General features: G+C 65.2%; 5 protein-coding genes and 3 pseudogenes. 2 read left to right on the top strand and 6 right to left on the bottom strand.

Features of this window, described 5'->3' with window-relative positions:
- Positions 1-34: 34 nt before the first annotated feature.
- A complete protein-coding gene (locus tag PV350_RS13635) occupies positions 35-13,453 on the top strand; it encodes a hypothetical protein (RefSeq protein WP_500333949.1) in 13,419 nt (4,472 codons plus the stop codon).
- Between the two features lie 1,084 nt (positions 13,454-14,537).
- On the opposite strand, the pseudogene PV350_RS13630 reads toward PV350_RS13635, so the two are convergent.
- Positions 14,538-15,616: pseudogene (locus tag PV350_RS13630) on the bottom strand (IS701 family transposase).
- A 100-nt stretch (positions 15,617-15,716) separates the two neighbouring features.
- Between PV350_RS13630 and PV350_RS13625 the strand changes: the two are divergent.
- Positions 15,717-16,052 (top strand): annotated as a pseudogene (locus PV350_RS13625) (ATP-binding protein); the annotation flags it as partial.
- A 295-nt stretch (positions 16,053-16,347) separates the two neighbouring features.
- Here PV350_RS13625 and PV350_RS13620 read toward each other — a convergent pair.
- From PV350_RS13620 to PV350_RS13600, 5 genes and pseudogenes are all read right to left on the bottom strand, one after another.
- Positions 16,348-16,800 (bottom strand): hypothetical protein, encoded by a 453-nt coding sequence (locus PV350_RS13620; RefSeq protein WP_500333948.1) that lies wholly within the window; start codon positions 16,798-16,800, stop codon positions 16,348-16,350.
- 406 nt (positions 16,801-17,206) lie between these two features.
- Positions 17,207-17,542 (bottom strand): annotated as a pseudogene (gene tnpA, locus PV350_RS13615) (IS200/IS605 family transposase); the annotation flags it as partial.
- 82 nt (positions 17,543-17,624) lie between these two features.
- Entirely contained in the window at positions 17,625-18,329 is a 705-nt protein-coding gene (locus PV350_RS13610) for a helix-turn-helix domain-containing protein (RefSeq protein ID WP_500333946.1), read from the bottom strand.
- Positions 18,330-18,885: 556 nt separating this feature from the next.
- Entirely contained in the window at positions 18,886-19,749 is an 864-nt protein-coding gene (locus PV350_RS13605; RefSeq protein ID WP_500333944.1) for an alpha/beta fold hydrolase, read from the bottom strand.
- Between the two features lie 564 nt (positions 19,750-20,313).
- Positions 20,314-20,958 carry a MerR family transcriptional regulator gene (locus PV350_RS13600; protein WP_500333942.1) on the bottom strand — a complete coding sequence of 215 codons (645 nt, stop codon included), beginning with the start codon at positions 20,956-20,958 and terminating at the stop codon, positions 20,314-20,316.
- Positions 20,959-21,071 lie beyond the last annotated feature (113 nt).

The following is a 21,071-nucleotide window of genomic DNA, read 5'->3' as shown; positions in this document are numbered from 1 at the left end:
GGGTGGGCCTGTGCGAGTGCACAATCTAGAAGAGGTGGCAGAGGGGATCGGGGCGGGTGCGCTGTTCCGTTTCGACGTTCCGCATATGACAGGTTCTGCTTTGGCTGGTCTGATCGATGCCCAGGTGAGCGATCTTGTCCAGCGGGCGGGTTTGCGGTCACTGGTGGATTCCGTTGAGTCCGGGCGTGTGGAGTTGATGCCGGCATATGGCCTGCACAATCTGCCAGAGGCGAATCGCGCGGGTGTGATGCCGGCGCTTGCTGAGAGTCTGCGTCAGGCTGAGGTCGGCCGGCCGGCGGTGATTTTGGGCTTGGGTGATTTCGGTGTGGACTTTGCGCCGGAATATCAGGCCGACTGGCTGATGTATGGGGATCTGAGTGATCCCGGGTTCCATGCGGCGCTTGATGCGCTTCAGCCAGGTGAGGTTGCGGTCGTCAAGGGTGGCCATATTCCGCAGGGTGTATTCCAGCAGCTTTATCAGCTGGGTTCGCTGCCTGCGTTGCTGGAGGGCGCGAATACTGCGAACCTTGTGCAATTGCTGGGCCGTCCGTTTTTCTCGGTGCTTACCAAGCATACGCCTTATGACATACACGATCTGGAGGTCGCCAGTCGTCTGCAGGCGGTCACGGATGCCATTACCCGGCCGAGTGCGTGGGGGGAGGAGCTTGAGTTCGCCGATGCCTGGCCGTTGATGTCCGACATCCGCACCGCGCGGTCGGTGCTTGGCCGGCTTCCGGTGGCAAACGGGTTGTCCGGTGGTCGGGTGCTGGGGCAAGAGGAGGTGCCGCGGCTGACGAAGGTTGGGGTCTCCGCGGCGGAGATCGTGGGTGTGCTCGGCGATCGACCTGAGGTGCGGGCTGTGCTTCAAGATCCGTCGAAGGCGAATCCTCGGCATGTTCGTTATGACGAGAACGGTGACGTCATATCGCCCTCGGTGGAGATCACCGCGGAACAGTTCGGTGAGTTGAGGGGTCTGGTTGAGGGCCGGCGCGAGACGGCGAAGGCTGAGCTGCAGGCGGAGCTGGGCGGGTATTCGGTGGCTCCGAGGGTGAGTCAGGTCGCGGTTGTTGCTTCCGCCATTCGTGATGTGCTGCGACCGGGTTCGGATGTTGATGAGTACTTCAGAGAGTTGAAGCGGCGGGCTCAGGATCCACAGAACGACCAGGTACTGCAGGCACTCAAGTACGTGCTTGACCACCTCCCGCTCGTGGCGGACGCCGCGGTCGGCACCACCCAGACCGCGACCGACACCTCCGACACGGCAAGGGACAGCGCCTGGCGGGAGGAGCACGAGCCCCTTACAGTCTCCGTTGTCGACTTCGTGGCTGCAGTACCTGACCCTCCATCAATCGTGGCGCCCTGGGCGGTTGACGAGCGCCTCGTTAATCCGTGGACCGAAACGGCCGCTGCGCACCACGGTCCGGAAGTACTTGAGCCGCCCGCGGCACGGTCGAAGGGCAAGGGACGCGCTACCCCGGCCACCCCGCACGGGATCGACCTCACCGTGCCGGGCGGCGACTGGCGCGCCTCGGGCGACGCGAGCGTCGCCCTCACCGACGCCCGGCGCGGCTGGGACGACGCGCTGGATGCCTTCGAGGACGTTGAGCAGCAGCATCTGCAGGGCGTCGGTAGTTCCGGCCATGCCGACGGTTCCGCCCTCGCGCGCGCCTGGGAAGGGTTCGTCCGGACCGACATGGAACGGGCCCTCGCCGAGCAGCAATGGTCCGAGACGACCGGCGGCTCCCCGCTCCCCGAGGTGCGTGAGGTCGAGGCCCGCTATGGTGTGCTGCCGGGGGGCTCGCCCGTCTCGCGCTGGCTACGGGGACTGCGAGGGCAGCGCGACGTGGCCGGCGGCCCTCCCAGTGTCGTCCGGTCGGTGATGCCCGTACCCTCCGCGAGCCATGTCATCATCGATCGCACGCGGGCTGCTGAGGCCACGGGCAGGGATGTCCACGTGCTGATCCCCACCAGCCGCGACCTGACGGTGGCCCACTGGCTGCAGCACCCCGCCGACGTCGATCGGGCCTTCCAGGCTGACATGGACGCCCTGACCAAGGCACGCGCCGGGGCGACTCACGACGAACTCATCACTGCCCTGGACACGCGGATTGCGTCGCTCATCGACGACCTGGAACTTTTCCGCAGCCTGGAGGACCGACCGGTCTGGAGCGAACTGCGAACCCCACAGGTGGCCGCGCTCGTCATGGTGGAGCGGCGCGCCCTGAGGACCCTAGACGCCGACCGTGCCGCGCTGACCTCCAAGCTGCGCAGCGGCGACTGGCCATGGGCCAAGCCGTACCTGGTGGGCGGCGGCATCGACTGGCTACTGGACTCGCTGGTGACCAAGGTCTTGCACTACCTGCGCAACGACATGAGCCTGACGATCAACGTAGACCTGGGCAAGGCGGTCGAGGGCACCGATGGTTCCGTGCTTGACGCGATGGTGCAGGACAACACCGTGCTGGTGCGCAACGCCTGGGAGGGCACGTCCGACCACCTGAGCTACCTCTTGAAGAGCCGCCCCGTCGAGGAATCCCTGGGCTACGCCGCTACGGTCAAGCGTACCGGCGGTCCGGACCGGGCGGGCGTCTACCCCGCCCGTACGAACACCCCGGGCGATCTCTTCGCGCCGACCGACTTCGACCGCTCGCTTCTGCCCGTTTCTACAGTCCTGACTTCCTCTCACCGGCCGCAGGCGCTTCAGCAGCACGGCTCGGCCGTCTTCCACCTCAAGCCGCAGGTGATGGAACGAGCTACCTTCACACCGACCGACAGCTTCGACAGCGGCCCGGGCGGGGCAGAGGGGGTGACCGGCCTCGGCAACATGGTGCCGCTGCTCAACCACGGCCCTGAATCCCTGGTCCGGCTGGCGTTCGCCGAGGCCACGGACTTTGCGCTCGACACGACCTACCGCGGCCTGCGGGACTCCGGAGATCTGCCGTCCCAGCTTCAGCAGTTCATTGAGGCGCAGGTCCACGGCCGGATCGCCTGGGAGGATTTGGACCTGGTCGTGCTCTTCCATGATGGCGCGGACGCGACGAAGGCGGGGGAGGCCCTCACCCAGAAGACTGTCCTTGAGACGTTCGCCCGCGACAACGACCTGTCGTTCACTGTGGATACGGTGCCGGTCTTCCCCAAGCCGCGCCGTGGCGGGGACCCGGTTCTCGAGGCCGGCACGGGGGTCCCCGAGAGTTTCGAGGACCTTCGTTTCATCGCCAGCCTGCTGGATGAGCACGGCGCTCCGCGGGCGGATCTCCTGGAAGAAACGGCGACGGTCGACGACATCCGGCCGGCTTCGGCACCCAAGCTCGCCTCCGCGCCTGACATGTTGGCGCAGCCGCTGGGCGATGCGAAGTCGGCCGGGGCACCTTCCAAGGGAGCAGCAGGGCACGGCAGCACCGAGGATCCGCACCAGCCAGGGCGTGGAGACCGCAAGGCGTCCGAGCCATCCGGGAGAACCGGTTCGTTCGGTGCTCGGGCAAGCCGACGGTCGCAGCGGCGGGTCAAGGTGCCAGGTGACGGCCGATGCCTGCTGTACTCCGTGGTGGCGTCCCTTCCGCCCGAACACTGGCCCTCGTACTTGCGCGATGCCAGGTACCCAGATGCCTCCGATCAGCATCAAGCCGTGGTGCGCCAGATCCGCGCACATAGGGCCGGGGAGGGCGTGGGACCCGGCACGGTCCTGGGCCGCACCGCGGAAAGGCTGCACACGAGGGTCTTGGAGTGGGTGCGGGAACGGTCGGCGGAGGACATACCGCTCGACGTGGTTGAGGCGTACCGCCGCGGTCAGCAAGACGCCATGACAAGGGCGTTGGAAGCGAACGATGAGGACGAGCTGCGCACGAAGCTCATCTCCCTCTCAGTCCAGCATGTGGACAAGCCGGAGTGGCTGGAGGCCGATGAGCTCAGCAAGCTCTACCTGGAGGAGCGGGTCCGGGAGCTGAAGGAGGCGCGTGAACTTCTCGCGGACGAGGAAGCCCGCAGCCAAGTAGCAGGAACTGAGCTGTCCGGTGAGGGCCGCAAATCGCCGTCCGCACAGCTCGATTACCTGGTTGCTCGCACTGGTGGGGTCTCCGTTGACCACATCCGAACCCCCGAGCGCCTGGCCGTGGCTGTCTCTGATTCGATGTTGCGTCAGCCGTTGACGGCGGACGAGCGTATGGCTCTGATCAACGCCCTTAAGAATTGGGCGCCTGGCAACGCTGCCTGGGCATCTGGAGAGGGCGAGATGTTCCCCGCCCTGGTGGCGCACACTCTCGAAATCCGTCTGCGCTCCTTCAGTGAGACGGGCGGTGATCGCCTTACGCATTGGGCCGAACTTGGGCCGCGAGACACAGGGCGTACAGCGAACATCCGTTACGACGGCAGTAGCCACTACGACGCCGTCCTGCCCACGGACACCTCGGACGCCGAAACGATCCGCACCTCCAAGGACGGGCGGGAGGGCGCCGCGCCTGTACACGGCGCCCTCGGCACCGCGCTGAGCACCCTTGCCGAGGAGGGAGAGGCGTCCACGCCCGTTCGGGTACCTGCGCCGATTGTCCCCGGCGCCGCCATCCATGACTTTGTGCCGATTGGACAGGGTCTGGACGAGCGGCGTCCGGCGCGGCTTGATCGGGATTTGCCTCCGGCTCCAGTGACCACCGGGCCGGTACGGTTCGGTGATGGCGCCCGGCTGCCCGTCTACCTGACCGGCGAGGTCGATTTCTTGCTGCGCCAAGTGCTGGATGACGAAGCGATGCAGAATCTGCCGAAAACTGAGGCTCAGGGCTCGTCGGGTGCTCTCGGCCACGGCGGTCACAGACTGCGCGGCATCGACAAAGTCCTGGAGGAACTGAGCGCCCACCTGGAAATATCGAGCCGTACACGGCCAGAGCAGAGTCAGGCTCTGCTCGCAAAGGTGGAACGGCAACTGAAATCGAATCCACAGGGGTTCTTCGGCGACGTCAAGCCGTTTGTTTACAAAGCAGCGGACGGACGGGCCCGGACGCTGGATCTGACTATACGACCATACGGTAACTGGGAGCGCTTCACCTTCGGACTTGGCAATCCCGTGAATACCGACACGATGCAGCGCTTTACCCTCACCGGCGGGGAGAGCAAGCTTAACGCCACCTCTATGAGGGTGGCCGCGACGGCTTCTCTAGGCCCCGCCCTTGTGGACGTTGCCGGAGCTGGCTCGGTCTCAGCGGGCGTTACCTTCGGTAAGCAGGTGCGCTACAACATGCATAACCACGTGATGAACCAGACCGAGACCCGTACGAGCGACGCCTCACACGCTCACTTGGATGACGTCTGGTACGAGTTCTCGGTCACGGAGGACAGCCACCACGCCGGCCCCAGCGGGAAGCGACAGTCCGTGCACGACGACCCGACGTTGGCGCGGTTCGGCTTCGCGGTGCGCAGCGGGCTGATCGCGCGGCTCTCCGATTCTCTCACCTTTCGGAAGCCGCGGGACGAGGAACCGTTGCCGAAGGAGCTGGATCTTCGCCACTCGCGACCCCGGATCGTGAACACCGAGGCGTTCGGCCCGTTGCGCCACATCAGAAAATGGGTCGAGGAACAGGCCGCGGTGAAGGCAGACAGCAAGGCCGCCGCTCAGATCGACACGTTCTTCTCATCCGCTGGTTTCCAGCAGATGAGCCGACACTTGCACATGGGTGAATTGCCCACTCCTTGCTTGTTCGACGGCAGGGTCCCGCTGGGCTCTTTCTCAGTGCGGGTCACTTCCGGCAAGGCGGTTCTGATCAGCGAGACGGATGCCGCAGAACTGCGTGAAAGCCTTGAGTCAACGGTGCGCAACGAGCGGCTCGCCACGAAGTTCCGCAGTATTGACGCCAGTGGCTCAGCCGGTCCCGGTGGTCATCTGTTCGGCATGGCAGACGGCGCCTTCGACCTGCGAATGCTGCTGGGCGGAACAATCCGACTCATTGCCGCGCGCATTCGCAGTATTCTCTTCGGGGGCGCTGGGGGCATAAAGATTGCCGCACAGGTCAAGGACGCTCCTACCGGTCTGTATCTAGTACACAAAGCAGTCACCGTCACTTCCCCGCCTCGTGCTAAGGCGAATCCGCCCAAGGCTGCTCGAGATGGGTCCGGGCGTCCTGGGAAGCTGCGTAAGAACCCGCCGTGGATGTGGAGCGAGAAACCACAAACCCAGGTATTCCATACATGGGCGCTGGAGCGACTGACCCTCACCGAGGCACGCCGATTTGCGGCGCCGGCCGTGGATGCGCCGGCCGTGGATGCGCCGGCCGTGGATGCGCCGGCCGTGGATGCGCCGGCCGTGGATGCGCCGGCCGTGGATGCGCCGGCCGTGGATGCGCCGGCCGTGGATGCGCCGGCCGTGGCGCCCAAGCCGCCTCCCTATCTTCTACCGGACTTGCCATACACACTCGGTCAGAGTCGAATGACGGAGTTCCAGTTCCTCGACGGGAAGACGTTCCGAAACATCGACGGAGAGACGGTTGACTTTGCGACGCACCTTGCTGACGCGGTGCTCAGAGAGATCGACAAGGCTTACCCGGGTGTGGTCGATGCGACGAAGCAGCCCATGCACCCCGACGATCCTCGGTGGCGTGGCCGGACACATTTCTTGACCGTGCAGGCCAACACGCAGGAAGTGCGCCGACAACTGTCGTCTCAAGGTATGGAGGCGACCCTCCATGCAATGACTACCAAAGCCTTGCCGATACACTTGATTGAAACGGGTCGCTTCAGCCGTGGGCACCGCTATGTGTCAGTGAAGGCACAACTCACCGATTTGCGCTACGAGCCCGACGGACCAAAAGATCAGCGCATCCGGTACAGCGCCCCAGGCAGCACGAACGTGAACGGACATCAGAGCAGATCCCGCACCGGCGAGGGCGGTGTTATGGGGCTGGTATCCGTCCGCGACACGGAACGCGACGCCAACAATGTGCCAATTCAAATAGGCACGGCATCCGCGGGTGGTAGCTATGGCAGGCGCACGGAGTCCGGAAGCGGGTTTGGCGCAACGGCCACCCACGAAGCGATGTCGATCTCTACCGGCGGCTCAGAGCCCTACAGCTACAAAGTCAGTCTTGAAATCCGACGTGGTGGCTATTGGCGTTTCCGCCGGTGGTTGCGCGGCCTCCTCTTCCTGAACCTCCTAGGGACGCGCGCTTTCGTGTTCCCCGAGCAGGAGAGCGTTCTGGTCGTACCGTCACAACCGGATTCTGCACAGATGGACGTGCCGGTCCTAGGGCGGGTGCTGCTGAGCGTTCCAGTTGAGCACACGAATCCCACCGGCTCCTTGCTGCCGACCGACGACAAACCGCGGAAGGAGGGAATGTCTGCCGGCGATGCTCGTGACCTGGCGCTGGGGACGGCACGGGCGTTGGAGACGTGGCGGCCCTCCGCGCTGTTGGAGCATCCTCACCAGATTGTCGCGGTCATGGGCGGCGAACAGACTGCCAACGTCGTTCAGCAGGTGCTCGGCAAGGCGTCGGGCGATTCGTGGCTAGTGACGCAAAGGGGGGCTGCGGCGTACGACGCTGCCGAGCGTAACTTCCGGTATGAAAGTCTGGTCGCAAACTTCGACCAGACATCATCCCCGGACGGGCTGCGCATGACGGGATTGCTTTCCACGGCACCGTACCTGGACCGGTGGACAGATCTCGTGCACCGAACCACCGTCCTCCCCGAGATTGCGGCACTCACCCCAGCCGAAGAGGTGGAGACTGAGATCAGCGTCTTCGGCAGCCTCCATGCGGTCGGCCGTACCACCAGGACCCGCACGCTCTTCATCGGTGGCCAAACGAGCTACCTGAAGCCCCACGACGTGGGGGACGGTGTACTCGGCAGCTATGGCATGGTTGCCAGTCCCTACCACCATGATGCTGTCACTACAGAGGTGGTCCGGCGCACGGCGACATCCGAGATCACCCGCACGGACGCGGGTCACCAAGTCCTGGTGACTGCCCCTGTGCTGCACGAGGTCGCCGCCCTCTCCAGCAGAGTCGGGTATCGGGTGGCAGGCTCACGTGTTGTGCCGGCGTCCTTGGCCGGAGTCGCAGGAGCGAAGCTGGAGTTTCCACAGGGCCTGATGGCACACATACCAGAAAAGAGCGCACACCTACTGAAGGTGCTCGATGATGGCCTTGGCGACGTGCCGCGGTACAACGAGCGGTGGACCTGGCGGCCCATGCCGTGGCTGATGGAGCACCGGTTCGGCAGCTGGCCAGTCAATGTACCCGACACGTCGCGGGCGGCGGTCCAGTTCGCAGAGGGGCTGCGGAGCCTTGGGGTGTCGAGGGAAGAACAGGATCACCTCCGCGCCTTGTTGTCACAACGGGTGGTGCGGGCCCTCAACAAGGAGATGACCCGCACGGGTTCCTCAGTACCGGCGCATATCGGACGGTGGGGCTCGAAGAGGGCCGGGATCTGGATCGGCGGCCGTCCGGTGCGGCTGCGAGTCAGGCTGATTCCTGTGGGATCTGGCCAGGCTGGGGACTTCCGAGGCCTCGGCCACAGTGTGGACCTGGAGGACTACTTGATGGCGGCGGAGACCGTTCAGGAGAGCACTGATCAGTCTTCGGGTCGTGTGATCGGCCTCGCGGTGTCTGAGCTGGCGCGCACCGGTGACGATGTGGCCGCGTACGCCGGACCGACGTATCTCCAGTCAGGTTCAACCATGCAGTCGGTTACCCAGATGCATTCCGAGGGCGAGGGGTACATCTCTGCCGTGACGACCACGCAGGCTCACGGAGAGTACGCTACGAAGTACAGAATCAGGATCGACCTCGAGTCGGACGACGCTGTGGCTGATCCGCTGCAGAGCGTCGTGACGGGGCAGCGAACGCACTACCTATCCGTAGACGCTGACGCCGGCACCTTTATCGAGCAATTCCCGATCAGTTTGATGCGGCCCGCGCCGAGGGATTCGCTGGAACAGGACGATCCGCTGGCGCCCCAGCCGTTCGAAAAGCACGGCCCGCCCCGACGGGTCCCGTTGCCGCAGTCCGCGGGCGCGGACGGCTGGTACGACGTGCCGCTCCGCCATGACTCAAGCGACGCCGCGGAAAGACGGTTCGAGATGCCTGATGAAGGTTTCTCGATGCGCGCGATCGTGGGATTGGATGGCTTGCACACGGCGAATACGTTGGCCCTAGGCGCCGCATACGACGCTTCGCTGAAGTTGCCCGAGAACGGCGACACCGATGCTGGGATGCTCGCGCGAGCCATGAGGACGCCGCTGACCCTCTCCGGAACCGGGGCGGCACAGAGTTTGGAGGACGGCACCTCCAACGGCGCACTCGCGTCCTTCTACTACAAGACCCGGACGCCCGATGGTTATCAGGTGGCCGGCCTGACCCACACTGGCGCTCTCGGGGGTGCAGACGGCAGCCTTAGGCTCCATTCCAAGCCCGACCTTTCTCAGGCGCGGCTGCTGCACGTCGCAGATGGAGTGAGGTTCGATGGCACCACGCGGAGCGTTGAGGGCAGCGGTTTCTCTTTCAGTCGTGCCGGAGCGTCCCACCACACAGTGCATGGGGGACCGACCATTTCGACGCCAGCGACAGGGTTCGGCCAGCAGAACAGCGGATCTGGCGCTCCGGAGCTTGACGCCGTGACTTTCCCTTCGGCCGGGGACCGGCTTGCTTCGGCCAATGTCAAACGCCACGACGCCGCACGGGCATTCCTGTTCGCTGTGCCCACGAAGTGGCTGAGCATCGCCCACGTTCACCACCATGTGAAGGACAGCAAGGTTGTCGATTGGGGCCGCAGCGTCTTCGGCCTTCTCCAGCGCGTGCCACAGGCCATGGAGACCGACACCACGGCGCTGGCGTGGATACGCGAGGACGTAGCCCGCCGGTTCGACCTGATCAACGACACCAACTTCCCAGCCCACGTTGCCTCGTCCTGGGACGAGGTGACCAAAGCGGACGCCGCATGGACCGCCGCCGACAAGGCCTACTGGGACCTGCGCCGTGATGAGGGGGCGATGAGGGTTGCCGAACTGGCGCGGGCCGAGTCGACGTTGAAGAGCCTCACCGGCCGCGACGTGAACACGGCGCCGACGGTCAAGGACGCCGAAGAGGCTCTCGCCGAACTGGAGAAGCACAGCAGCGCTGGGCCAGATACCGAAGGAACGCCGCGGTCCGTGCGGATCGAGGACGTCCGGGCGAAGCTGAAGGACCTGGAGGAGGCGCGGACACAGGCATGGGCATCCGTCGTCGGCGACACGGCTAGGTCAGAGGTCAGGGAAGCACAGGAGTTCTTGTCCACACTCGAAGCGCAGCGGGTCGCCGCCCGCGAGAACTGGGACGCACCCTGGTCCGCACGAATCGACGAGGTTCGGACGGATTTGGAAGCGGCGCGGGCACACGCGCAGCAGGACGGAGCCGATGCCGATAGCGCGCCGGCAGTACGGGAAGCTGAGGAAGCGCTGGCCGAGTTGCAGCGGCAGCGTGAAGTCGCCCACGAACAATGGGATGCGGCTCGAGACGAGCAGACCGAGAACGCTCGCGAGGTACTGGAGACCGCACAACGGCAGGAGCAGGGATGGCGTGACGCTCTGATCAGTATGGTCGGCGCGTTGCGTCGGGTGAGCGACACTCGGGAAACCCTGTGGGCCCTCAGAACGAAGGCCGAAGATCTGGCCGCAGAGTTCGCCCGGGTACGCCTGGGCGCCGATCGGATCACCGCTTGGCACCAATTGCACGCTACTGAAGACGGCCGCGTTCGTCTCGGGGACATCCCGGAACCCGAGCCGGTAAGGTTCGTAGAGCCCGGGTCGGAGGAGCCCTCCGATCCAGAAGCGACGGACTCCGCGCCGTTGAGCACGGGGGGCGCTGACTCAACGACCGATGCGCCGTCGGCGGACATGCACGATGACGCAGCCACGCACCCGGCGTACGCCATTCCACCATGGCGGCGGCAAGGCGAACACAGCACAGACGAGTGGTCATTCGATGCAGACACCAGCCACCGCACCCTGACCCTGACCCGGCCTGACGGCGAGACTGAGATCCTTGACCTGCGTTGGCCCGCAACCGGAGGGAACGGGTTCTACGCAGCTGTCCTCAGAGCCATGGGCAGTCACGCGGGTGATGAACGCCCCAGCACCCCACTAGATTTGGCCCACCGCGTCGCCGACAGCCCAGTACAGGGCGACCATGCCCTCTTCCTCGATCCGCGGGCCGTCTTCCACATCGATGAACTCAACTCCGGAGTCTTCAAGGCGGTGTTGCAAGGGGACCCAGAACTGGTCAGGGAGATCGAAACGGGCGGCGGTCGACTTCCGGCACGGATCCGCCTCACCTCGATGCAGAAGGAGCAACTGGCTAGGTTGAACCTGCGGACTGCGCGGCGGTGGGACGAAAGGACTATGGGTCTGGCCTCAGCTCTGACCGCGCGAAACTTGCGCATTGATCTGACGGTCGTTAACGAGGACGGCACCCATCAGACACACCTTGGGACGGCCGCCAGCCCCTCTGGCATCCATCCTTCGGTGATCGTCTACCGGCGTGGAGACAGCTTCATGGCTGCCATCCGCCAGGGGAGCACAGGTCCCCGGGTAGCCTTGCCCGCGACTGACAGTGCAACGTTCGCCGAGAAGCCGCTTACGCCTCCTTCGAGCTCTGTGCGCGACAGCGATTCTGGGCTACTGTCCGACGTCGCGCCGCGAGGGCAGGAGACATCGCCGCAGGAGGTGATGCCTGATGAGACGCCGGATACGCTCTCCTCTGGGCACCCAGCGGAGGACGGCTCTGATGCCGGCATTGGGCAGGATTTTCTGAAATCTGCAATGTCCATATTCCGCAGGTCACCGCGCAGTGGGGCGGAAGCTTACCCTTCGAGTGCCGAGATCCCAGGCGCGAGTGCAGGAGTAGGCGCCCAAGTTGTGAGTACAGTCGATGAGCTCAAGCAGAGGATCGAGGAAGAGTTCGGAATCAGTCTGAACTCGGTGGCCGGGGTTGAAGCAGTCAAGCATCTCAACCGGGATGCTCCGGACGATGTTCTGGAGCAGGTGCAGCCACAGCAGTGGACCTTGTCCCAGTTGAAGGAACTGCATGCAGCGCTGACGCATTTCGCGCAGATCCTGGGAAGTAATCGGATGAATTCCAGTCGCAGAAGTAAGGTGCAGGAGGTGAGAATCGTTGGATTGGTCAACTGGGGTGTTAGGAATAAAAGGATTGCTCGAGATTTGGCCGGACAGTATTTCTCCTCTGTGCGCCTTGTTAATTTGTATGGGGGGGTCCTGAATGATGTCGGCGCGTTTGAGGAGGCTGCCATCCATGAACTGGCTCACGGGCTTGTCGGATATGCCCAGAAGGAGTTCATTGATAAGTTCTGGAGTGGTGTTGAGGAAGTGGTATTTCTTGACGGGGCAAAGGCTGTAAATCCTCATCAGGATTTCGAGTTCTCGTTCGCTCTATATCTGAAAAATCCTGACACCATGGATCGGGACTACCCTCTCCACGCGAAGGTAGTTCGAGCTTGGGAGAGCCAGTACCCCAACCTGGTGAAGATTGAGCCGGGAGAGGATGCCAGGCAAGCTGGCAAGCGAATCGCCCGAGCACTGAAGGCGTATGTCGGAATCTTTGAGCATGAGGTCAAAACTTGGACCTTTGACGGGAAGCCGAAGGTCTTCTTCCCTGCGGGCATGGAGCGGCCGATAACTGCATACGGTGAAAAAGATGCATGGGAGGACCTAGCCGAGACGATGCGGGGGCGGTTCGCGGGCGAATCTGTCCTGAGGGAGAATGCTCCACTTCGGGCTGAATTTAGCGATCGCCTTATAGACGGATGGAGGCGCCGGCGTGCGCTCCAGGGGGAGCAGGCGCCCCAAGGTCACGACCATCAGATGATCATCCAGGTGCTGCCGGTGGAAACGGGAGGCGCCGATATGGACGTGTCCCCGCAGGGCGTGCTGCATGAGCGGCTGAGTCGGCTGGAGCCGGGCAACGAGGACTATCAGCGCGTCCACGAAGCGCTCGATATATGGTCACGGCCCGAATCGGAGCGGGACCATGACGAGGGAGAACCTACGACGATTGGAGGAATCGCGTTCGACGAGGGCTCTTCCGAGGTCACGGCACAACATCGCAAGGAGATCGATCGGTGGGCCTTCGAAGTGGCATATGTAGCCAGTGACAGAGCTCGAGGTGGCTTCCTGCCGCCCCGCGTCGTGGTGGTCGGTCATGACAGCGGGACACGCGACGCGCTGCAGTCGCACTTTGGTGAGGCACTGCGACTCGGCCAGGAACGCGCTGACCGCGCGGCAGAAGCGTTCCGTTCGGCGCTGGAGCGCCATCTCTCGCAGATGCAGGCCGACGGGAAGACCATCGTCACGGCATCGGAAATCGAGGTCGTGTCGCGATCATCTGGCCTCGATCCTCACGAGACGGCCTCACACGAGGATCCGGACGTGGTGAAGCGACACACGTACTTTGTGGTCTACCTACCCGGTTCCAGGGATAGATAGGGCTGGCGGGAGAAATTCACTGGGATTGCGACGCAGTGCAAAGAAGAACATCTCGTGGCTAGCGCACAGGGCACCCTCAGGTTGCGGTGGAGCAGCAGCCAAGTCCCCTGGCCCTGGCCGTCAGAACATCACGATGGCGGTGGCGCGCCGGGAAAGTCCGCGCAAGCACTTTTCTTTCCGCACTGATGTCCATCCTCTTCAGGAGAAGGTGCCGACAGCGCTGCAGGGCGTGGGCGACCGGCTGTCTTCGGGCTATGTTGAACAACCTGTCGGCGTGTAGTGCAGTCAGCTCGTTCCGCAGTACGTGGACGACCTGAAAGCAGGGCAGCACGGGAAGGCCAGGGCCGGTTTCCGGGTCTTGTAGACGTTGGGGAATGCCGATCAGGTCGTCTGCGTATGCCTGCCGGGCCTTCTCTTGCTCAGCGGTAAGGTTGCCTCCGGAGTGCCGCGGCGGGAGGCTCACATCGGTCGCCAGTGTCAACGGCTTTGAAAAGGCGCTGTGCGGAGGACATCCGGACGGTCTGTAAGGCGATCCGCACCGAATCGCAGAAGCGGCTCTCCATAAGATTCAGGTAGCAGCTGTGCCCGAAGGACGCATACTTCGGACGTATTCCTCGAAGAAAACCGTGTCCGGCTCGCGCGGGCATCGCTCGTAGCCATCGAGTCTTCGAGGTCGTCGAAATGGGCGGTTCAAGCCGTGTATCTTGCCTGCGTGCCAAGGTCACGCGATGGGCTCCCCTGTCGGTAATCGGTGAGTGCGTCAGCCAGTTCCGACCACCTCCGCACTCACCGCACCCGGGCGGCCTTCCCGACCGGCAGGACCTTCCACGCCTGGAACGAAGAAGGCTCCTCGATCCCGGTCCCGACGCAGTCCGCACTGCGGCCCCTGAAACGGGGCGGCTGAAGCGAGAACCTCTGCGTCGTTGGCGCTTCCCGGACCGGAAAGTCGCACTTCTACGAGGCCCTCAGCCAGTCGGCGGTCGACGCTGGGATGACCGTCGCCTGGTTACCGGTAGTTCGTTAAATCCGGAGGTATAGGTCGATGCCGTGTCCGGTGGTGACCGCGTCGATGAGGGCCTGGAGCTCATGGGGTGGATCCGTGTCGGTCCTGGCTTGCCACCATCGGGTGAGGGTGATGGCTGGGGTGAGCCAGGACCGGATAGCGCGTAAGGCCTTGGGCCAGCAGGGCTGCTGGGGCTGGTGGGGTATGTCTGGTCCCAGGTTGGTGGCCAGGTACCAGGTGGCCTTCTCCGGCAGGCTGGCTGGGTCGGTGGTGGTCACGACCAGTCGGCAGGGTGAGTCGGGTCCGTAGCCGCCCAGCCGGGCGTCGGCGGTCCACCAGGTCTTGGTGTGCCCGTCGCGGAAGTGACGCTCCACGGCCTTCCAGTCCCCGGGATGCTTGGCATCCTTCCAGGTCAGGGCATGTGCGGCTTCGATGGGGGTGTGCGGCTGGCCGGCCCGGGCCCAGGTGCCGCGGTGCGGCTTGAGCGCGACCACGTAGGCCAGGCCGGCATCGCGCAGTGCGAGGTACCAGTCGTCGCTGACGGAGTAGGCGCAGTCGGCGACCACTGCCTGGCAGCCGAAGCCTGCCTTCTTCCCGCGGGCCGCGAGGGCAGCGGACAGTTGCGGTTTCGTGCGGAAGGCCGGATCGGAGCGGCCGCTGGTGAAGTGGTGGGCAGGGGTGTAGGGAGTCGCGTGCAGTGGGTAGTACACGCGGCCGTCGGTCCACACCGTGGTCACCGTGACGATGCCGTTGTCTGTCTTGCCCAGTCGGCCCAGCCATTGCCGGCCCACGTGCGCGGTCGCGGTGCCGTCCTTGCGGTCCCCGGAATCGTCGATCACGATGACCCCGCCGTCGTGCGGGGCAGTTGCTGGCTCCTCGCGCAGCAACTCAAGCCGCCGGTCGTTGACCAGCTCGGCCTCCCAGGGCGACTCGGACAGGAAGAACTGCAGGCGCTGCACCCCCGGCATCCCTGCACCAGCCACCGGTTCCGCCCCGGCCAGGCAGGTGATCGTCTTGTTCCGCTCCCGCGGCGCCAGCAGCCCGGTCAGGTACTCGCGGAACCCTCGCCGCTGGGCCAGGCTGAAGAAGAGGTCGACGAACCGGGCCGCGTACTCCTCCAGCGGCCCCGGGGCGAGCGGACACGGACGGCGAGCAGTCATCTTCAGCCCCCAGCCTGGCAGTTGACCCCTACCACCGGCCTACGACCAACCGGAACTGCCGTCAACCCACACCACCACCGGATTTAACGAACTACCGGTAACCATCGAGGACCTCGGAGCCTGATCCAGCCGTCACCGCGTCAACGATTCTGTCTCGAAGGCCATCGGCCGGACCGCACGAACCGACTTGATCATTGTTGGCGACATCGGGCACCTGCCTGTCTCGCCGGACGTCGCCGAAGGCTTCTACCGCCTGGTCGATGCGACCTACGAACGGCGGTGTTTGGCCGTCAGCAGCAAACTTCATCCGTCTGGATTCGACGAAATCATGGCCACGGCCCTGGCCTCCGCAACCGTCGACCGGCTCCTGCATCACGTCCACGCCGTGGTCCCGCAGGGCGACGGCCACCGTCGCACCGAGGCCACCACCGGGTGAGGCGTCGTCTCACTCGCCTGACCTGCAAACAGGAAGATTAACTGTCCGCGAGCGGGAACACTCCTGCTGTCCCTTGACAGTGCCGAGCGGCTCACGGGGCGGCGCTGCATGTTGATGCCGGATGCTACGGGCTTGGCGACACGCGGGCGGCAGTCGAGCGATGCGCAGGGATGGACCATGGACACGACGCCATTGCTCGACCTGGCGACTTCGTGCGTGTCAGCAGCGACACGCCGCAATCGCTCCTGACGATGAACTGCCCTGCCTTCAGGGCCAGAAGCGCAGCAGCGAGTCCTCAGTAGCGGCAGCCAGAGGCACGTCGACGTTGGTTGAAGGCGATAGCGCGGGCGGCATCGCGGGATGGGATGCCGGCTGCGGCGGGGCTGGTGGCGGCGAGCCTCGGGTACAGGGCGCGGATGCTTTGGTCAAGGGGGATGCGGATGCGGCGGCGGCGCTGGTCGCGGATGGCCGCGATGGTTTGGGTGCTGATCCCCAGGCGGCTGGCGAGGTAGGTGGCCGGCCAGCCGGCTCCGGCCAATGTGGTGAGGATGGCGGCGGCATGCATGGAGTTGGTCAGGCCCCGTCCTCCGCTCGCGTGTGAAGAATTCCGTGTGGGGATGGGGATGCCGAGGATTGCGTCGGCTGTAGTGCGGGAGATCCGAGTCGGTCGGTCGGCGGGCGAGCGAAGCAGACGGCGAACGAGGGTGACCGAGATGCCGGAGGCATCGGCGATGTCCTGGGCGGCCATGCCATAACGGCGGATCAATGTGGCGTGCTCCGCGGCCTGAGTGGAGTCGACTCGAGCGGTCAGGCCCGCTGCGTGGTCGAGTGCTCTTCGGCGTCGAGCTCTGCTTGCGGCCTCGAGACAGGAAGGCTGCGCGCAGCCGTAGTCTGCGCAGGAAGCCTGTCCGTGCCGGACACGGCTGCGGGCAGGGCGGCGGGGCGCCGCGGACATCAGCGAAGACGCGGGGGCGGGCATAGGGAGGGATTCTATGGTCCGTGCTGCAGTGGACTCGTACGTGCGTGGTTGGTTCGTTCCATCCCTCTTCTTCGGAGGGAATCCCCGCCTTCAGGCGGGGAGGGAATCCGATCCTGAGCCCTGCGGCGCGGAGCGCCGCAGCATCGCTCCGGAACGCTCCGCCAGTGGCCCGCGCTCAGTCGGGCCGCTTCTGGTTCTCGATATAGTCCTTGACCACCTGGAGGGGCGCTCCACCGCATGAGCCGGCGAAGTAGTAGCCGGACCAGAAGCGGCCGTGCATGATCGCCTGGTTGACCTGGCCGGTGTATTCCTGCCGCAGGCGGCGCGAGGAGACGCCTTTGAGGGAGTTGACCAGGTGGGAAAGTGCGACTTTCGGTGGGTAGTGCACCAACAGGTGTACGTGATCCTCTTCGCCGTTGAACTCGATCAGGTCGGCCTCGAAGTCCTCGCACACCTTCCGCATGATGTCTTCGCAGCGCGTCAGCATGGCGTCGTTGAAGACGGTCCGCCGGTGGGCAGGTTCGGCTTGGATCATTCGTCGGCCACTGATGGGTGGCTGGACGAGCTGGGTAGTCGCGTGCACGTGGGGTCGTTCAACGGTTGTGTGGCCGGGTCGAGCGAGCATAGCTGGCGGGTGTCTGGCCATAGCGCCTTTTGAATGACCGGATGAAGTGGCTGCTGTCGTTGAAGTGCCAATAGGCGGCGATTTCCGAGATGCTCAGCGGGCTGGATGGGGCGGTGAGAGCGAGCCGGGCTTCTTCCAGGCGGCGGTTCCGGATGTAGGTGGCGACTGACTCTTCTGTCATGGCGAACGCCCGGTGGAGGGTACGTACGGATACCTTGAGCTCGCCTGCGAGCATTGCCACCGAGAGTTCGGGATTGGCCAGATGCCTGTCCGCGAGATCCTTTGCTGCCTGGGCCAGGGAAGGTGCCAGCAAGGGTTCCACATCGTCGAACTGCTGTTTCACCACTGCCTTGGACAGCTCGATCAAGGTGCTGCGGGCGGCATGCACGCCTGCGGCGCCGAGATTGGTCGCGGTCGAATGGACCATATTGATGTGGGCGAGCAGCAGGCGCATCTCGGCGGAATCTGCCGACCCGGTGACGATCCGGTCCTTGAGCAGTGGCCTGGCCACCGCTGAAGGCAGGTAGAGCATCCTTGCTGTGGTTCCCGGGAGGGTCTCGAAGCGTGGCGGTGCCTCGAAGTGCCGGATGAGGAACTGTCCCGCCGGGACGGTGTCCTCGTTGCGTTGGGAGGGTGAGCTCATGGTCCATGCGCCGCGGTGCACCATGTACATCCGCACTTGATCTTCCGCTCTTTTGGGAGTGCCCAGGGCGCGGACGGCTGACGCGCCGTGGAGATCAAGGATCACTACGTCGTGTAGCCGGCTACCGCGTCCCTTGACTCGGAAGTCACCCGTCGTGGCCGGGTTGAAGGTCGGCAGGGGAAACTGATTGCCCAGTTGTGTCTGCCATCCCTGCCGGAAGGCGACGAACCCTTGTGGGGCCGTGTCTGGGGCCGTGGAGTCCGTGCTGAATGCCCCACGCGACCTGTCGGACGCCGGACCGGTGCTCGTCATCGTTCCGCCAATCCATTGTGTGTCTGCTGAGGAGGGGCCGAACAGACAGTTCGGCCTGGTCACGGTGCTGGGATGTTTATGGTCAACGGCTTGTCAGGCGTCGAGCTGGGGTATCTCGTCCAGCTCTCAGCTTGTTAATCAGGCCTTCGTGTTCCCTGCTGACCAGGGTGGAATCACCCTGGTCAGCGCAACCGCAGTTTCCGGAGGACTTCCATCAAGCTCTGAAGGCATCGAGGTTCGCGCTGCTGCCAGAGCTGGTGGGGTCGGGGGTGGGTCAGCGCGTGGTCGTCGCGGCCTTCTCGACGAGGCGCGTGACGACTCCGGGGTCGGTCACGTGGACGGCGTGCGGGCCGTCGGTCTCGACGGTGTGGGCGTGTGCGCGCGAGGCCATGAACCGCTCGGCGGCGGGGGGTATCGTCCGGTCGTCGCGGGCGACGAGGTACCAGGAGGGGATGGTCTTCCAGGCCGGCGTCGCGGCGGAGGGCTCGCCGACGGCCTGCGCGGTGATGGGACGCTGCGTGGCGGCGAGTGCGGCGGCCTTGCTCTTGCTGACGCGGTTGCTCATGAAGACGTCCCGGAACTTGTCGGGCTTGATGTAGAGGTCGACGCCGGTGCTGCCGTCGGCCTGGGTGAAGGGGACGGCGTTCAGGGCCGTGGGCACGGGGGCGGCGGGGTCGTCGCTGAGGTGGCTGCCGGGGTACTTGCCGACCAGGTCGGCGATGCTCTCGCCCTTGTCGGGGGCAAATGCGGCGATGTAGACGAGGGCCTTGACGTTGGGGTTGCCGGTGGCGGCGTCGGTGATGACGGCGCCCCCGTAGGAGTGGCCCACCAGGACGACCGGGCCCTTGACCGTCTTGAGGTAGTCGGCCAGGTAGGCGGCGTCGCTGCCCAGTCCGCGCAGCGGGGTGGCGGGGGCGGTGACCGGATAGCCGTCGGCCTGCAGCCGCTTGGCGACGCCGGTCCAGCCGGCGGAGTCGGCCCAGGCGCCGTGGACGAGGACGACGGTCGGCTTGGGCGCCGGCTCGGTGTGATGTCCCTGGGTGGCGGAGGCGGTCGTGGCCAGTCCGGCGGCCAGGGCGAGACCGAACGCAGTGGCGACAGCGATACGGATACGACGGACAGGACGGCGGTGGGACATCGATTCTCCTTCGGGGCTGCGGCGGCGATTTTCGCGGCCGCGGAACGTGTGGGCCGGGCAGGGCATGGGACGTCGGCTGGTGCACCGGTCCCGCACTAGATAGTGGGGCTATCCTCTATGGAGAGTGCCACTATCCAGTGGGAGATGCAAGTGGGAGACGTAGGAAGTTGCGCATGTGACCACAGGGGAGCGAGTGAACCCAGCGGCATGGCGGTGGCGACGGGTGGGCGGATGCCGTCTTGCGTGGGGCCCTTGCCGGGATGTTGAACGCGCCTGCAGCGGCGCCTGGCGTCGGCCAAACGACACCCTGATCGTGGGAGCGCTGCCGGGGTCTATGCGCAGTGCACCGGGCTTCAGTTCGGTGGAGAAGTCGGTCAGCGCTGTGAGCGCAGGAAGGCTCAGGGCTCGTCCCGGTGCCGCATGGTGTTGCGGTAACCCGCCCGAGCTCGCCCCTTCGGGGAGGCGTGAATGCCCACTCCGTGCCCGCCCGGGTCGGCCCACCGCGAGTCGAGCCCGACGAGGCACAACTGTGGCGATGCCTCTTCGTCGTTTCAGGAGTGTCTGCTACTCGGGAGCGAAGCGGCGCCGGGACTCCTCGGCTTCGGCGAGCCGGCGCAGGCTCAGCAGCACAGGCTCGTAGAGCACCGTGAGCGTCACTGTGGCGGCCGCCTGTTCCAGCGGGGTGTCGTAGGTCTCGACGAGATCCAGGTCGTGGGCGGCCTGTTGGGCGGCGAGCCGCGCGTAGGGCGTCAAGTGGCTTGCGCTGCTGGGGTATCCGAGGCGGGTCAGGGCGGCAACCGCCGTGACGAGCATGCGGTACGCGGGGGAGGGACCGCGCTCCTCGCCGCCGTAGCGCCAGCCGAGTTCGGCCATGAGTACGTCCACCTCGCGGCGGGCGGTCTTGGTCGCGGGATCGTTCTCGTCGGGCTCCGGGCCATGCGGCAGGGCGAAGGTGGCGGCGCCGAGCCGCATGTGCTGGCCGAGTGACTCGTCCTCCACCGCGGCGAGCACCTCGCGGGTGGTGGTCACGGGCACCTTGCCGATCTGGATCAGCGCCCGGACGAACCGCAGCCGGCGTAGGTGCTCCTCCCCGTACTCGGCCTGCGTGGCTGTGACGCGGCGGCCGGGCGGGAGCAGACCCTCGCGCAGGTAGTACTTGATCGTGGCTGTCGCCACGCCGCTGCGTTCACTCAACTCCGCCAGTCTCATGGTCTCGCACCCTCCTGTGGATAGCCCTACTATCCCACTAGGATAGTGTTACTGTCCAAGCGTCGGCCGGCAAGCGCGACGACGGGCGTTAACCGCGGACAACAGAGGAGAAC

Source organism: Streptomyces sp. PA03-6a, from assembly GCF_033792765.1.
Lineage (GTDB): Bacteria > Actinomycetota > Actinomycetes > Streptomycetales > Streptomycetaceae > Actinacidiphila.
Note: the sequence above shows the minus strand (reverse complement) of the source record. Positions and strands in the feature narration are given on the sequence as shown.

Excerpts from the sequence above, each read along its gene's own strand:
- PV350_RS13620 (WP_500333948.1), bottom strand. The coding sequence starts at position 16,800 with ATGGCCGCCCAGGACATCGCCGATGCCTCCGGCATCTCGGTCACCCTC.
- PV350_RS13610 (WP_500333946.1), bottom strand. The coding sequence starts at position 18,329 with ATGTACATGGTGCACCGCGGCGCATGGACCATGAGCTCACCCTCCCAA.
- PV350_RS13605 (WP_500333944.1), bottom strand. The coding sequence starts at position 19,749 with ATGTCCCACCGCCGTCCTGTCCGTCGTATCCGTATCGCTGTCGCCACT.
- PV350_RS13600 (WP_500333942.1), bottom strand. The coding sequence starts at position 20,958 with ATGAGACTGGCGGAGTTGAGTGAACGCAGCGGCGTGGCGACAGCCACG.